This window comes from Buttiauxella sp. BIGb0552, assembly GCF_004366275.1.
GTDB classification, from domain to species: domain Bacteria; phylum Pseudomonadota; class Gammaproteobacteria; order Enterobacterales; family Enterobacteriaceae; genus Buttiauxella; species Buttiauxella gaviniae.
In genome coordinates this window covers 221,604-236,884 of the sequence record NZ_SODY01000001.1, presented here as the reverse complement: position 1 = coordinate 236,884, position 15,281 = coordinate 221,604, and the positions used below count along the sequence as shown (strand labels likewise).

Sequence of the window (15,281 nt, the reverse complement as noted above, 5' to 3'; positions counted from 1 at the left end):
CGTGCGTATTTAATCTGCCAGGCCGCGATTTTCCAGCATCGGCTCACTGTAAGGCGCATGTCCACGCCAGTCGTTGTATAGCGCTTTGAGCTCGCGACTGTTCCCTCTAGACAAAATCGCTTCACGGAAGCGCTGACCGTTTTGTGCATTCAACCCTCCCTGTTCCACAAACCATTGATAACCATCATCGGCCAACATTTGCGTCCAGATATAAGCGTAATACCCCGCCGCGTAGCCACCACCAAAGATATGCGCGAAGTAACTGCTGCGATAACGCGGAGGAACGGTTGAAAGATTAATGTGTTCACTTTCCAGTGCATGCGCTTCAAACTGCGCCACATCATCGACAGTACTTCCGGCCGGTAAACTGTGCCAGTTCATATCCAGTAGTGCTGCGGCAAGCAGCTCTGTCATGTCATAGCCTTTGTTAAAGCGGGCGGCACGGAATAGCTTATCTTTCAACGCATCAGGCATCGCCTCGCCAGTTTGATAATGGCGTGCGAAGTTAGCAAACACCTGGGGTTGGCTCGCCCAGTGTTCATTGATTTGCGAAGGGAACTCCACAAAGTCGCGCGGCGTATTAGTCCCAGAAAGTGTTGCATAGCGTTGAGTAGCAAACAGCCCATGTAACGTATGACCAAATTCGTGGAATAACGTCACCACATCGTCCCAGGAAATGAGTGCCGCTTCGCCAGCTGCTGGCTTGCTGTAGTTGCAGACGTTGTAAATTACCGGCGCGTTTTCCAGTAACGTAGATTGCTCAACGAAATTGCCCATCCACGCCCCGCCGCCTTTGCTGTCGCGGGCAAAGAAGTCGCCATAGAACAGCGCCGTTCCACGACCGTCTTTATCGAAGATTTCCCATACACGCACATCGTCGTGATAGACAGGGATATCAAAGCGCTCGACAAAATTCAGACCAAATAGCTGGCTGGCTGCCCAAAAAACGCCATTGCTTAGAACATTGTTTAACTCGAAATAAGGCTTGATTTGCCCTTCATCAAGGTCGTATTTCGCACGTCTGACTTGCTCTGCGTAGAATGCCCAGTCCCAGGCTTCGGCTTTAAATCCCCCCTGTTGTGCGTCAATCACCTGCTGAATATCCGCAAGTTCGCGTTGTGCACGTGCGGTGGCTGCAGGCACGATATCACGCATGAATTGCAGAGCTGCCTGCGGCTTTCCCGCCATTTGATCGGCAATTTTCCAGGCCGCATAATTCTCGAAACCGAGCAATTGCGCCTGTTCGGCACGCAGTATGGCCAGGCGCGCGACAATAGCTCGCGTATCGTTGCCGTCATTTTGCTGAGTGCGATCCCAACCCGCTTTGAACAGTTTTTCACGCGTCTGGCGGTTTTGCAGTGATTGCAGCGCGGGCTGTTGGGTGAAATTAAGCAATGGAATTAAGTATTTTCCATTCAGCCCCTTAGCACTGGCATGTTGTGCTGCAGATGTAATTTCTGCCGGCGTTAAGCCCGCCAGTTGCTCTACATCCTCTGCCACCAGACCTGCGGCTTTATCTGCTGCATGCAGGCGATTATTAAACTGGCTACTAAGCTGGGCGGCTTCTTTATTCAGCACCTTAAGACGTGCTTTTTTCTCATCACTTAATGTTGCACCCGAAAACCTAAAACTCTGCCAGACGACTTCAACTAAACGCCGCGATTCTTCATCAAGACCTGCTGAGTTACGGTGTTGATAAACGCTATCCAGACGCTCAAACAGCATGGTGTTAAGGCGCATTTCATCGGCAAGCTCTGCCAATTCGGCGGCAAATTCTTCATCCAACTGTTGCAGATAATCGTTGGTGTGCGCAGATGTCATGGCAAAGAAGACATTGGTTACTCGTCCTAACATCTGCCCGGTTTTTTCTAGCGCAAGAAAGGTATTTTCAAACGTGGGTGCCGCAGTGTCATTGGCAATCGCCGCGATTTCTTCGCGCTTGATGCGTTTCGCTTCGTCAAATGCCGGACGATAGTGGCTGTCCTGTATGTCATCAAAATGAGGGGCTTGGTAAGGCAATAAACTGATGTGATAAAACGGATTTTCCATCTGCATTCTTTAATTCCTGCTGACCGCAAAACTAATTTATAGCTCAACTCGCTACCTGATACACAGCAATAATCTCGGCGGCAATCGCCACAGCAATTTCCGCAGGCAGTTTCCCTTTCACATCCGGCAACCCCACCGGGCAACGCAACGTGTTCAATTGCTGTTCAGTAATCCCTTTTCCCGCCAGCCGATATTCAAAGCGTTGCCGTTTGGTTTGCGAACCAATCAAGCCCAGATAGTGGTAATCACCGCGTTTAAGTACCGCTTCGGTCAGTTCAAGGTCACGCGGATGGTGGTGAGTCATCACAATAAAATAGCTTTGCGCAGCCGCCGATTTCACCGCATCCAATGGGTCTTCAGCCTGCCAGGTTGTTACCCCTTTTGGGGCCGCTGAAAACATATCAGGCCGTTCATCCACCCAGGTAATGTGACAGGGTAACGTTGATAATAATGCCACCAGCGCTTGCCCTACATGACCTGCGCCGAAAACCATGATTTGTGGCTGCGGTTGAATTAACGGTTCAAACAAAACTGTGGTCATGCCACCACAACACTGCCCTAGCCGCGCCCCAAGATTAAAATGCTCGGTATGCATAGTTGTAGCCTGCTTTTCCAGCATCTCACGCGCCATCGCAATGCACTGGAATTCAAGATGCCCACCACCGATAGTCAGGAAGCTCTGCTGTCGCCCGACAATCATCTTCGTGCCGCAATTTCTCGGCACTGAGCCTTTGTCAGCCAGCAGCGTGAGTAATACGCACGGTTCGCGGCGCTCGCGAAGCTGCATCAGAACGCTGATCCATTCATCATTCATGGCACCTCCTGACAGCCCCAGAAAACACGTTCTGGTGTTGCGGGTGCATCAAGGCGCGGGTGTTTCTGGTAATCCGTGACACTTGCCACAGCATCTTGCAAAGCACACCACACTGAAATTCCTAACATAAATGGCGGTTCACCCACGGCTTTGGAGCGATAAACCGTGTGCTGCGGGTTGGCATGATTCTCCAGCAACTGGACTCTGAAGTCGGCTGGCGCATCGCTGATAGCCGGGATTTTGTAACTCATCGGGCTGTCAGTCAGCAGTCGCCCTTTTTCATCCCATACCAGCTCTTCGCATGTCAGCCAGCCTGCACCCTGCACAAACCCGCCTTCTATTTGGCCAATATCCAGCGCCGGGTTCAGAGAGTTGCCAACATCATGCAGAATATCGGTTCGTAGCAGACGATACTCGCCAGTTAATGTGTCGATAACCACTTCAGAACACGCCGCACCATATGAGAAGTAATAGAACGGTTGCCCACGCCCGGCGGCGCGATCGTAGTGGATACCTGGTACTTTGTAGAAGCCCGTGGCTGAAAGCGGCACTTGGTTTAGCCACGCAAGATTCGCGATTTCAGTAAAGGTAAAATGGTGGCCAGGCACTTTTACCACGCCATTGCGGAACTCCACCTGGTCAGCGGTGCATTTGTGCAAGCCGCATAGCATTTCCACCAGCCGTTCTTTAATTATCAGCGCCGCAATTTCTGCGGCTTTGCCATTGAGATCAGCACCCGACGATGCCGCCGTTGGAGAGGTATTTGGCACTTTCCCAGTGTTAGTTGCCGTAACCTGAATCTGTTCCACAGGAATTTGCAGCACTTCGGCAACCACCTGCGCCACCTTGGTATTTAACCCCTGTCCCATCTCTGTGCCACCGTGGTTAAGTTGCGCAGTGCCATCGGTATAAATCAGCAACAATGCACCAGCCTGGTTGAGAAAACTGGAGGTAAAAGAGATGCCAAATTTGACCGGCGTAAGAGCCATGCCACGTTTTAACACTGGACTTAGGCGGTTGAATTCGCTGATTTGTTCACGCCTGGAGTGGTAATCGGCACTCGCTTCAAGCTGGCGGGTGATTTCCGGCATGATGTTGTGTTCAACAGTCTGGTGATAGTGCGTGACATTACGCTCAGTATCGCCGTAGTAATTACGTTTACGCACTTCCAGCGGATCAAGACCGAGTTCACGGGCAATGTGATCCATAATCTGCTCAATGGCGACCATACCCTGTGGCCCGCCAAACCCTCGATATGCCGTATTGGATGCCAGATTCGTACGGCAGCGATACCCCGTTATTCTTGCATCACCCAGATAGTAGGCATTATCGGCATGGAACATTGCGCGATCGCAGATCGATCCTGAAAGATCCAACGAGTAACCGCAATTTGCCGCTAGATCGATGACTACCCCATTGAGCATCCCTTCATCCGTAAAACCAACATCGTATCGGACAAAAAATGGATGCCGTTTACCGGTGATACGCATATCGTCACGACGTGAAAGACGCATTTTGGCTGGTCGGCCGGTTAATGCCGCAACCAGTGCTGCATGGCAGGCAATGCCCGCTGCTTGCGTCTCTTTGCCACCAAAACCACCGCCCATACGGCGCATATCAACAGTGACTTTGTTCATCGTTACGCCTAGTACTGACGCCACGAGTTTTTGTACTTCAGTAGGGTGCTGAGTCGACGACCAGACCGTAACGCAGCCATCCTCCCCCGGTTGCACCACGGCAATTTGCCCTTCGAGATAAAAGTGTTCCTGCCCACCGATATGAAATTGCCCCTGAATACGATGCCCCGCACCGGCCAACGCTCGGTCTGCGTCACCACGCTGATGAATATGCGGTTCTTGCACATATTGCTCGCGCTGCAATGCTTCTTCGACATCCAGTACCGGCTCAAGAACTTCATATTCAATCACCGCTTTGAGCGCCGCAGCACGCGCCGCCTCGGACGTTTCCGCAGCCACAGTCAGTACAACCTGGCCATGGTATTCAACCAAATCTCGCGCAAATAGCGGGTCGCCAGGTGCCAGCGGGCCAATATCCAGCTCGCCGGGTACATCCTGCCAGCTAAAGACTCGCACCACGCCAGCAATGGAGTAACACTCGGTAGTGTCGATTTTGGTAATTCTTGCATGAGCATGCTGGCTAAGAACCGGGCAGAGATACAACATGCCCGGCAATGTCAGCTTGTCGTCAATGTATTCAGCTTTGCCGCTCACATGCCTATCGGCGCTTTCATGTTTACGGCTCTTACCCGCTCCACCACTCATTTCACGTGAAAATTGCTCGATTAATGCCTGCTCTGAAAGGCGCACCGGGTTAGTTGACATAGTTTTGTACCTCCAGCACATAACCGGGTTCGGTTTGTTGCAACAGCAAACGCCTCAGCAGATTTTGCGCAACAGTCAAACGGTAGCGCCCAGAACCGCGGAAATCAGTTAACGGCTGGAAGTCTGCGGCCAGTGCATGACATGCCAGGTCTAATGTTTGCTGGGTGAATGGCAAACCAGAAAGAGTTTGCTCAGCACTTTTAGCCCGCGCGGGGACCGTAGCCATGCCGCCAAATGCCAGTTTCACACTTGTCACAACACCATCACTGAAATGCAGGTTAAACGCGCCAAATACCGTCGAAATATCATCATCCATACGCTTTGATATTTTCCACGCGGCAAATGTCGGGGAGATAGCAGCGCGCTCAATCAGCACCGCGCAGATAAATTCGCCTGGTTGCAAGGCGGTTTTGCGATAGCTCAGGAAGAACTCATCCAGCGGCACTATGCGCACGGTTTGGCCGCAACGCAGCTCGAGTTGAGCACCCAGAGCCAGTAACATCGGTGCACCATCGCCGATGGGCGAGGCATTCGCCAAATTTCCTACCAGGGTGCCGTGGTTGCGAATTTGCGGAGAGGCAAAACGATCCAGCACTTGTGCAAAAGCCGGAATCAAAGGTTGTAAGGCGTCCTGACACGCCTGTAACGTTGCCATCGCACCAATACGAATCTGGCTCTCCGTCACCGTAATCGTCTTAAGTTCGTCAATCTGGTTAAGCCCGATAATCAATGGCAGTGTCTGATACTGCTGGGTAATCGTCAGCGCCAGATCGGTGCCCCCTGCCAGTAATCGTGCCTGAGGGTTTTGTTGATAAAGTACTGCCAATTGGGAAACTGTTTTAGGTAACAGGCAACGGTTGGATTTTGTAAGTTCTCCCACGCCCGTTGATTGCAGCGCTTTTAATCGCGATACAGTTTGCGGCTCAGTGCGAGTGAACTGATCGTGCGTGGTTGTGCAGCTTTGCTGCATGGCGTCAATAATTGGGCGATAGCCAGTACAGCGGCAAAGATTTCCCGCAAGGCTCTTTTCAATCTCATGGCGCTGTGCGGCTGTGTTCGATTTTTGCAGTGCAAATCCCGACATAACAAAACCTGGAGTACAAAAGCCGCACTGTGATGCATGGCAATCGGCCATCGCTTGCTGCACCGGGTGCAATTCATTGCCTTGCGATAGATCTTCCACCGTCAGCAACTGTTTACCAGCAAGTTGGCTGATGAGCGTGATACAGCCATTTGCCGTCTGGTAGCGCATGTTCTCGCCGTCTACTTGACCGAGAACTACCGTACAAGCACCACAATCACCAGATGCACATCCTTCTTTACTGCCGCAGCGCTGTTCACTGCCGCGCAACCAGTTCAGCACCGTGGTATTCGGGTCCACATCATCGAGGGTTTTTAACGTTTGATTTAGCAAAAATTGAATCATGCCGCGACCTCCAGGGTATCTCGCTGCCACACGCATTTGCCGTTGACCCAGGTGTGCCAGATGTTGCGATCATCACCAAGAGTCATCAGCACGAACAGTTTTTCGTAAATGTCGCGGCTATTTGCGTGGCGCATCTTCTGTAGCGGAGATACAGCCAAGTCGAGAACCACGAAGTCTGCCTCTTTGCCGGGTAAGAAATTGCCAATTTTATCATCGAGATCCAACGCGTGAGCTCCGCCAAGAGTTGCGTGATAAAACGCTTCACTGGCACACAAACGGTAGCCTTGAAGTTGCGCGACTTTGTACGCCTCAGCCAGTGTTTGCAGCATATTAAAAGTTGTGCCTGCGCCAACATCGGTACCAATACCCATGCGGATCCCTCGGTCATGGCACTGCTTTAAGTTAAACAAACCACTACCGAGAAACAGGTTAGAGGTTGGGCAAAAGGCGATTGCCGATTCGGTTCGATGCAGACAATCCCACTCGCAATCCTGCAAGTGGATGGCATGCGCAAAGACGCTGCGTTTGCCCGTCAATTGGTACTGGTGATAGACGCCCAAATAGCTTTCGGATTCCGGCCACAGACTTTTTACCCAAGCGACTTCATCGCTGTTCTCACTAAGATGAGTGTGCAGCCAGGTATCGGGAAACTCTTCACGTAACGTTTGTACCGCTTCGAGTAATTCAGGTGATGAGGTTGGAGCAAAACGAGGCGTCAGCGCATAGTTCAGCCGCCCTTTTTTGTGCCAGCGTTGAATAAGCTCACGGGTTTGCAGGTAGCTTTGTTCGGGTGTTTCCGTGAGATAGTCCGGCGCGTTACGATCCATCATTACTTTACCGGCAATAAGCCGCATCGAGAGATGTTCCGCCGCGCTAAAAAGCGCATCGACTGATTGTGGATGTACTGTGCCAAATACCAGAGCCGTGGTTGTGCCATTACTCAGTAACTGGCTAAGAAAGAAGGCTGACATTTTTGCCGCGTGCGAACTATCCTGATATTGGCTTTCAACCGGGAAGGTATATGTCTGTAGCCATTCCAATAGCTGTTCACCATAGGCACCAATCATTTCAGTTTGCGGATAATGCAGATGGGTATCAACGAAGCCCGGAATAATCAGCTTACCGCGATAATCAATGTAATCATTTTCAGCCAGCAGATGGCTGCGCCCTTCTTCCCACGGTAACAACGCGACGACAGTGCCTTCATTAAGGAACAGCACTGCATCTTCGTGATGACGAGCATTAGCCAGTAATTCCTCGGGATTCGTCCCAGTTTGAGTAATATCGAAAAACTGACCGCGTAGCGCTTGCGTGTAATTAACTGTCATCGCCGTACCTGTAATTGGTTTGTGAAGAATGAGTTAATAGCTGCAATGTTGATGCCATGTTGGAATTTAGGTTTAATCATTTTTATAACAGTAGCTTAGGTTACACACTCTCTTGTTGCGCAACAATTATGCAACTTTTTAGCATGCAAACGATTGCTCTCTCCTGCAAACGGTTGCCTTTTGGTATCATGAGCTGGATTGTTAAAATTTAAGCAATAGCCTGCACCAACAAGTTGCACAGACATGGCCTTGTTGCACCAGTAATGCACAGGTGCTGCCATACTAAAGTTCAATTATCACTAACAGCCTTAGCGTGCTAAGGTATTGCGACATAAAAAGCGTTGAGGAACAGTGAGATGATTATTCTGGTAACCGGCGCCACTGCCGGATTTGGTGAGAGTATTACCCGTCGTTTCGTGCAACAGGGCCATAAAGTAATTGCCACTGGTCGCCGTCATGAACGTCTACAAGAACTTAAAGAAGAATTGGGCGATAGCATCATTACGCTGCAACTTGATGTTCGCAATCGCGCGGCTATCGAACAAGCGATGGAGCAATTGCCAGCCGAATGGCGCAATATCGATATTCTGGTCAACAATGCAGGTCTGGCGCTGGGCATGGAGCCTGCACATAAAGCCGACCCGGATGACTGGGAAACGATGATCGATACCAACAATAAAGGTTTGGTCTATATGACTCGCGCCGTGCTGCCTGGCATGGTTGAGCGTAACCGTGGTCATATCATCAATATTGGCTCTACCGCAGGTAGCTGGCCATATGCCGGTGGCAACGTCTATGGCGCGACTAAAGCGTTCGTACGCCAGTTCAGTCTGAACCTGCGTGCAGATCTGCATAAAACCGCTATCCGTGTGACGGATATTGAGCCAGGTCTGGTGGGTGGTACTGAGTTTTCTAACGTGCGTTTTAAAGGCGATGACGGCAAGGTTGAAAAAACCTATGAAAATGCCAATGCGCTGACCGCAGAAGATGTCACTGAAGCTGTCTGGTGGGTTGCCACTCTACCGAAGCACGTCAACATCAACACGCTTGAGATGATGCCTGTTAGCCAGTCGTTTGCAGGACTTAGTGTTCACCGCGAAGGTTAATCACCTGGCCCATACCCACAACGCGCTTCTGGGTATGGGCGATCGTACAAATAAATGTTAAATTTGCACGGCTCATCAACGATAAGAAAAAATTCATGTCACCGTCAAACTTGCTCAACCCCACACAACCTGTAAACCAACAAATCTACCGCATTTTGCGTCGTGATATTGTTCGTTGCTTAATACCGCCTGGAACGCCCCTTTCTGAAAAAGAAGTGTCGATACGTTTTGAAGTATCACGCCAACCGGTGCGCGAAGCATTTATTAAACTGGCTGAAACCGGGCTGGTACAAATTCGCCCCCAGCGTGGCACTTACGTTAATAAAATTTCTGTAAACCAGGTAAAGAATGGTTGTTTCGTCCGTGAAGCAATTGAACGTGCCGTGGTGAAACGTGCAGCGAGTATGGCAACAGATGAACATCTGTATATGCTTGAGCAGTTATTAAACCAGCAACGAACCGCCATTGACCGCAACCAGATGGATGATTTTTTCCAGTTAGACGATGAGTTCCACCAGCAGTTAGCTCTGGTCGCCGATTGTAGCCTGGCGTGGGACACCGTCGAAAATATCAAAGCGACCATGGACCGTGTGCGTTATATGAGCCTAGATCACGTCACACCACCGGAAATGTTGCTTTCACAGCATCACGATATTTTTGAGGCGCTTAAACGCAAAGATGAAGAGAGTGTGGATCAGGCGATGCATCGCCATCTGCATGAGATAAGTCAGTCAATATTGTTGATTCGCAAAGAAAAGCGCGACTGGTTTAGTGAAGAGTAATATCTCGCCCGTTTCCGGGCGAGTTTAGAACTTTATATTTAGAACTTAGCAACCGTCGCTTTCGCGCCGTTTTCACGCAGTGCCAGATAAGATTCAGTAACCTGGGCTACGAATTTGTCGTTAGCAGGTAAATCTTCACCAAAGATTGTTTTCAGCCCCAGCAGAGCTTTAACACGGGTTTCCCCTTCTTGACTTGCGCTAACCGCTTGCTCGATTGCAGACAGCAGCGGGTCACTTACTTCGATTGGATTGCCCTGCTCGTCAACACCGCCAACGTAACGCATCCAACCTGCAACACCCAGTGCCAGCAGATCAAATTTGCTGCCGTTTGCCAGATGCCAGCGAATGGAGTCTAACCAGCGCTGTGGCAGTTTCTGGCTACCATCCATGGCGATTTGCCAGGTACGGTGGCGCAGAGCCGGATTGGTATAACGTGCAATCAATGAATCGGCATATTTCGCCAGATCAACGCCCTGCACTTTCAGAGTTGGCGCTTGTTCTTGCAGCATTAATGCGTGCGCAGTACGACGATAGTTCTCATCGAGCATGCATTCAGAAATGTGCTGATAACCCGCCAGGTAGCCGAGGTATGCCAGGAATGAGTGGCTGCCGTTCAACATGCGTAGTTTCATCTCTTCGTATGGCAGAACATCTTTAACCAGTTCAGCACCCGCTTTTTCCCACTCAGGACGGCCAGCAACGAAGTTATCTTCGATGACCCACTGGCGGAATGGTTCGCATGCGATAGCCACAGGGTCAGCTACACCGGTCGCTTTTGCAACTTGCTCCAGTGTTTCTGCGGTCGCGGCTGGAACGATACGGTCAACCATGGTGGATGGGAATGTAACGTGAGTTTCAATCCATGCAGCCAGTTCTGGGTCAATCGCCTGCGCATATGCGGTGATAACGTTACGGGTGACGTGGCCGTTTTCAGGCATGTTGTCGCAAGACATGACGCTAAACGCAGGCAGACCTGCTGCTTTGCGGCGAGCCAGTGCTTCAACAATTACACCCGGTGCAGATTTCGGCTGCTGTGGATTGGCCAGGTCGTGAGCAATTAATGGATGATCCAGCAAGATAGTGCCGGTTGCCGGAGTATGGCAGTAGCCTTTTTCAGTCACGGTTAATGAGACAATCGCCACTTCAGGTTGAGTCATTGCGGTAAATACCGCTTCCAGGCCATCAACCTGTGCGTGGATAGCATCTTTCACCACACCGACAACGCGGCAATGCCATGCGTCGGCAGACATTTCAGCCACGCTATAAAGGTTGTCTTGCTTTTTCAAATCAGCAATTTGCTGTTCGCCACCAATCAGGTTGACTTCGCAGTAACCCCAGTCGCTACCATGTTCATTTGCCAGGATATCGGCGTAAACCGCTTGATGAGCGCGATGGAATGCACCGAATCCCAAATGAACGATACGGGATACCAGTTTGCTACGGTCGTATTGTGGGAGAATAGCTTTTGCAGATAAGAGCTTGTTTTCCATTTTAAAACTCGCTGAGTAGTGAACTTGGGGACTGCCACAGACTACCTGACATGGTAGTCTGCATATTGATTTGCATTAAACTTTAGTGCTTTTGGTATGACACAACAAAAAAGGTGTATAACAACTCACGCTTTAGTGTTTAAACATGCAATCCCTTTACCACGTGCTTAACAGGTGCGGGTTCGGCAGCATCTTCCAACAAGCTCAAATCACGGTCTTTCACCTCCGGCATGAGTACTGCCGAAATCAATCCAATTACAGAATAAGAAATCATCATTACTACAATTGGCCACCAGGAATCAGTCAGATTGACAAATATCCCCGCCAGCACCGGGCCAAAGCCGACAGCCACCAACCCCCCCGCCTCTTTAGATATGGCCATCCGTGTAAAGCGATTACGCGAACCGAACATTTCCGCCATGGTAATGTTTTCCAGAGCAAACAGCCCCAGAACAGCCACGTTATGAATAATAATGATCGAGGCCATAATCACATTCACGCTATTACTCTTGTCCATAATCATCGACAGCATCGGATAGGCGAGAATAATCGACGATATACTGACGATAATATAAGGAACACGGCGGCCTATTTTGTCGGACAGCCAGCCGAGGAATGGAATGGTAAAGAAGCCAATCACGGAGCTTATCATCAGGGCATCAGTTGGCACGCTTTTCTCAAACAGTAGTGTTTGCACGAGGTAACCGGCGAGGAAGGTTTGAATTAACCCAGAGTTACCCGCCTGACCAAAGCGCAAGCCTGTAGCCAACCAGAAGGATTTGCTGGTGAACATTGCTCCCAGAGAATGGGTATTATCAGTTGCTTGTTTTGCCGCAGCCGCAGTTCCGGTTTCTTCGTTTACTTTTTCAAATACCGGGCTTTCTTTCAGATTCATACGCAACCAAATGGCAAAAATCATCACCACTACGCTTGCGAGGAATGGCACACGCCAGCCCCAGGCCAATAACTCTTCTTTCGACAGGAAGAAGAACATGATAGCCCAAATGGCGGTTGCCGATAATGTGCCGCAGTTAGTCCCCATGGCCACCAGTGACGAAATAATGCCGCGTTTACCTGTTGGCGCATATTCAGCAAGCATGGTTCCGGCACCGGATATTTCAGCACCTGCGCCCAGGCCCTGAATAATACGCAGTAGAACCAGTAATAACGGGGCAAAAATACCTATTTGAGCGTACGTCGGTAATACGCCAATTAATGTGGTGCAAATTCCCATCATTGTGATGGTAATAAACAACACTCTCTTACGGCCGATGGTGTCACCCATGCGGCCAAAGAAAAAGGCACCGGCGATGCGCGCGATATAACCTGCGCCGTAAGTTCCCATCGCCAGAATCAGCGCCATGGCAGCGGATTGTTCAGGGAAAAAGATTTCATGGAAGACCAGTGCTGCCCCGAGGGAATATAACTGGAAATCCATAAATTCCAGCGCTGTTCCTAACCAACCAGAGACGGCGGCTTTAATCAAATCACTGGTGCTTCTTTCAGGTTGTGTATTATCAAGTTTAGTTATTGTATTCATTATTATGTTCTCTGCTATTTGTCGTTATAGGTACAGCAAATATGAGGGTACAGAGGTTAGGGCTTAGAACTTCAATAAGACCTTGCAGCACTGCTTCTGGTCTTTCTCGAAGAGTTCCATGGCTTCAAGCACCTGCGTGTAGGCGAACTGGTGAGTGATGAGTTTCTCCGGCTGGATCTTCCTTTCAGTCATCCAGTTAATGACCATTGGGAAGCGGTTGCTGTTAAGGCGCGAACTATAAATAGTCAGCTCTTTGCTAGTTATGGCCTGCTGGCTAATGACACAAGGTTCGGATGAAAACCCCATAATTCCGATACGGGCAGCGGGTGATGCGAGGGTTATCGCTTCCGGTAAAATTGACGGATGACAGGCCGCATCAATGATCAATGTCGGGCGAATACCGAGTGCGTCCAGTTCGTTTTTTAAATCACTTTTCGCGTTGTTAATCACCCAATCGGCACCGTTTGCTTTCGCCATGGAGAGGCGTTCGTCAATGCGGTCAGCAACAACTATTTCTTTCACGCCGTATACGCCGCGTAAAGCTTGAATAGAGGTCAGTCCCATCGGCCCTGCGCCGTAGATAAGCACCGTATCCAACGTGCAAGGTTTCATCTGCGAGCAAATATTTGCCGCAATGGTAAAGGGTTCAACCATGGTCGCTTCATTATCGGGAATGGAATCAGGCACGACGTGCGCGTTTTGAGCTGGCAGCGTGATGTACTCACTAAATCCGCCATCACGATGCACACCAATGACCTGAAGTTCAGCGCAGACATTGGGCCGCCCTACCGCACACGGATAACAATGACCGCAGCTGACGACAGGATCACCGACTACTCGTTCACCGATGCGTGTTTTTTCAATGCCTTCTCCGACCGCATCAATGTGGCCGAAAAACTCATGCCCAATCACACGGGGATATATGGCAAAAGGATTATGACCGCGATAAATGTGAACATCAGAGCCACAAATCCCGGCGCATGTAACACGTATTCTGACTTCTCCCGGTAACGGTTGTGGAACGGCACTTTCTTCTATCACCAGTTTTTCGGGCTGCTGTATGGTTACGCTTTTCATGTTTGTCTCTCCTGTTACCAGTTCCACAATGTGCCATCTTCAAGGCGAGCGACCGGCAAATAAGCGGGTTCGTAGGGATATTTCGCTGCCAGTTTTTCATCGAACTCAATACCAATACCTGGCTTATCGCCTGGGTGCATATAACCGTTATCGAACGTCCAGTTATGCGGGAATACCTCCAGCATTTGCTCGGAATAACCCATATATTCTTGCACGCCAAAGTTAGGCACCCATAAATCAAAGTGCAGTGCGGCGGCCATGCAGACAGGTGAAAGGTCAGATGGCCCGTGTGAACCGGTGCGCACCTGGTAGAGCGAAGCAAAGTCAGCAATGCGGCGCATGCCCGTAATGCCGCCGGCATGGGTAATGGTTGTGCGGATATAATCGATGAGCTGCTCTTCAATAAGCTGTTTGCAGTCCCAGATACTGTTGAACACTTCACCCACCGCAATTGGCGTGACGGTGTGCTGCCGAATCAGACGGAAACACTCCTGGTTTTCGGCTGGAGTTGGGTCTTCCATCCAGAACAGACGATGTTCTTCAATACTTTTACCAAAGCGTGCGGCTTCAATTGGCGTCAGGCGGTGATGCATGTCGTGGAGTAAATGTTCGTTGAAACCAAATTTGCTGCGTACGGCTTCGAACAGCTTTGGCGTGAAGTCGAGATACTTTTCCGTCGACCATAACTGTTCTTCTGGCCAGTCACCTTTGGTTGCCGGTTCGTAAGACAGCCCTTTGCCTTTTGCCATGCCGTAGGTGGTTTTCATACCCGGAACGCCACACTGCACGCGTATTGCTTTGAAGCCCATTTCTTTATGGCGCGCGTAATCTTCCAGCACATCATCGATAGAATGGCCAGTGGTGTGGCAATAGACCATAACGCCTTCACGCGATGCCCCACCGAGCAACTGATATAACGGCATGCCAGCGGCTTTAGCTTTGATATCCCACAGCGCCACGTCGACCGCTGAAATCGCGGACATAGTTACTGGCCCGCGGCGCCAGTAAGCGCCTTTATAGAAGAATTGCCAGATATCTTCGATACGATGCGCATCACGGCCAATTAGCTGTGGGCAAACGTGATCTTTTAGATACGAGGCAACCGGTAGTTCACGGCCGTTTAAGGTGGCATCACCCAAGCCTGTTAAACCATTGTCCGTGGTGATTTTTAGCGTGACAAAGTTTCGCCCTGGGCAAGTGACAAATACTTCTGCTTTTACAATTTTCATTCAGGTTCCCTTACTACGCATCAGATAATTGGTATTCAATGCGTGTGAAATTAACCTTTGAAATACTACCATACAAGTATGTAGATCGAATTTTGGCG

The 15,281-nt window shown here is 50.1% G+C and carries 11 protein-coding genes; 2 read left to right on the top strand and 9 right to left on the bottom strand.

The window, feature by feature from the left end; genetic code table 11:
- Positions 1 to 9: 9 nt before the first annotated feature.
- The 5 genes from dcp to guaD are packed head-to-tail and all read right to left on the bottom strand — an operon-like array spanning position 10 to position 7,959.
- Complete coding sequence (dcp, locus tag EDF88_RS01100) at positions 10 to 2,055, bottom strand: peptidyl-dipeptidase Dcp (protein WP_134182319.1); 2,046 nt, start codon at positions 2,053 to 2,055, stop codon at positions 10 to 12.
- A 37-nt stretch (positions 2,056 to 2,092) separates the two neighbouring features.
- Entirely contained in the window at positions 2,093 to 2,863 is a 771-nt protein-coding gene (gene xdhC / locus EDF88_RS01095; protein WP_134182317.1) for a xanthine dehydrogenase accessory protein XdhC, read from the bottom strand.
- On the bottom strand, positions 2,860 to 5,205 hold the full coding sequence (gene xdhB, locus EDF88_RS01090; RefSeq protein ID WP_134182314.1) for a xanthine dehydrogenase molybdopterin binding subunit: 2,346 nt from the start codon (positions 5,203 to 5,205) through the stop codon (positions 2,860 to 2,862). Before xdhB ends, xdhC begins: the two co-directional genes overlap by 4 nt.
- Positions 5,195 to 6,631: a xanthine dehydrogenase small subunit gene (xdhA, locus tag EDF88_RS01085; RefSeq protein WP_134182312.1), complete on the bottom strand. Its 1,437-nt coding sequence runs from the start codon at positions 6,629 to 6,631 to the stop codon at positions 5,195 to 5,197. The genes xdhB and xdhA overlap by 11 nt, the downstream gene beginning before the upstream one ends.
- Positions 6,628 to 7,959: a guanine deaminase gene (gene guaD / locus EDF88_RS01080; protein WP_134182310.1), complete on the bottom strand. Its 1,332-nt coding sequence runs from the start codon at positions 7,957 to 7,959 to the stop codon at positions 6,628 to 6,630. The genes xdhA and guaD overlap by 4 nt, the downstream gene beginning before the upstream one ends.
- A gap of 356 nt (positions 7,960 to 8,315) precedes the next feature.
- Here guaD and ydfG point away from each other — a divergent pair, with 356 nt between their 5' ends.
- Positions 8,316 to 9,065, top strand: coding sequence for a bifunctional NADP-dependent 3-hydroxy acid dehydrogenase/3-hydroxypropionate dehydrogenase YdfG (gene ydfG / locus EDF88_RS01075; protein WP_064511729.1), 750 nt, complete (start codon positions 8,316 to 8,318; stop codon positions 9,063 to 9,065).
- Between the two features lie 95 nt (positions 9,066 to 9,160).
- Complete coding sequence (locus tag EDF88_RS01070) at positions 9,161 to 9,847, top strand: GntR family transcriptional regulator (RefSeq protein WP_064511730.1); 687 nt, start codon at positions 9,161 to 9,163, stop codon at positions 9,845 to 9,847.
- A 38-nt stretch (positions 9,848 to 9,885) separates the two neighbouring features.
- Here the strand turns inward: EDF88_RS01070 and EDF88_RS01065 are convergent, their stop codons facing one another.
- The 4 genes from EDF88_RS01065 to manD form a co-directional block, all read right to left on the bottom strand.
- On the bottom strand, positions 9,886 to 11,337 hold the full coding sequence (locus EDF88_RS01065) for a fructuronate reductase (protein ID WP_134182307.1): 1,452 nt from the start codon (positions 11,335 to 11,337) through the stop codon (positions 9,886 to 9,888).
- Positions 11,338 to 11,476: 139 nt separating this feature from the next.
- A complete protein-coding gene (locus EDF88_RS01060; RefSeq protein WP_134182305.1) occupies positions 11,477 to 12,877 on the bottom strand; it encodes an MFS transporter in 1,401 nt (466 codons plus the stop codon).
- Positions 12,878 to 12,940: 63 nt separating this feature from the next.
- Positions 12,941 to 13,954 carry a Zn-dependent oxidoreductase gene (locus tag EDF88_RS01055; RefSeq protein WP_134182303.1) on the bottom strand — a complete coding sequence of 338 codons (1,014 nt, stop codon included), beginning with the start codon at positions 13,952 to 13,954 and terminating at the stop codon, positions 12,941 to 12,943.
- Between the two features lie 14 nt (positions 13,955 to 13,968).
- Entirely contained in the window at positions 13,969 to 15,183 is a 1,215-nt protein-coding gene (gene manD / locus EDF88_RS01050; protein ID WP_134182301.1) for a D-mannonate dehydratase ManD, read from the bottom strand.
- Between the last annotated feature and the right edge of the window lie 98 nt (positions 15,184 to 15,281).

Excerpts from the sequence above, each read along its gene's own strand:
- xdhC (WP_134182317.1), bottom strand. The coding sequence starts at position 2,863 with ATGAATGATGAATGGATCAGCGTTCTGATGCAGCTTCGCGAGCGCCGC.
- EDF88_RS01065 (WP_134182307.1), bottom strand. The coding sequence starts at position 11,337 with ATGGAAAACAAGCTCTTATCTGCAAAAGCTATTCTCCCACAATACGAC.
- xdhA (WP_134182312.1), bottom strand. The coding sequence starts at position 6,631 with ATGATTCAATTTTTGCTAAATCAAACGTTAAAAACCCTCGATGATGTG.
- EDF88_RS01055 (WP_134182303.1), bottom strand. The coding sequence starts at position 13,954 with ATGAAAAGCGTAACCATACAGCAGCCCGAAAAACTGGTGATAGAAGAA.
- xdhB (WP_134182314.1), bottom strand. The coding sequence starts at position 5,205 with ATGTCAACTAACCCGGTGCGCCTTTCAGAGCAGGCATTAATCGAGCAA.
- ydfG (WP_064511729.1), top strand. The coding sequence starts at position 8,316 with ATGATTATTCTGGTAACCGGCGCCACTGCCGGATTTGGTGAGAGTATT.
- EDF88_RS01060 (WP_134182305.1), bottom strand. The coding sequence starts at position 12,877 with ATGAATACAATAACTAAACTTGATAATACACAACCTGAAAGAAGCACC.
- manD (WP_134182301.1), bottom strand. The coding sequence starts at position 15,183 with ATGAAAATTGTAAAAGCAGAAGTATTTGTCACTTGCCCAGGGCGAAAC.
- dcp (WP_134182319.1), bottom strand. The coding sequence starts at position 2,055 with ATGCAGATGGAAAATCCGTTTTATCACATCAGTTTATTGCCTTACCAA.
- guaD (WP_134182310.1), bottom strand. The coding sequence starts at position 7,959 with ATGACAGTTAATTACACGCAAGCGCTACGCGGTCAGTTTTTCGATATT.
- EDF88_RS01070 (WP_064511730.1), top strand. The coding sequence starts at position 9,161 with ATGTCACCGTCAAACTTGCTCAACCCCACACAACCTGTAAACCAACAA.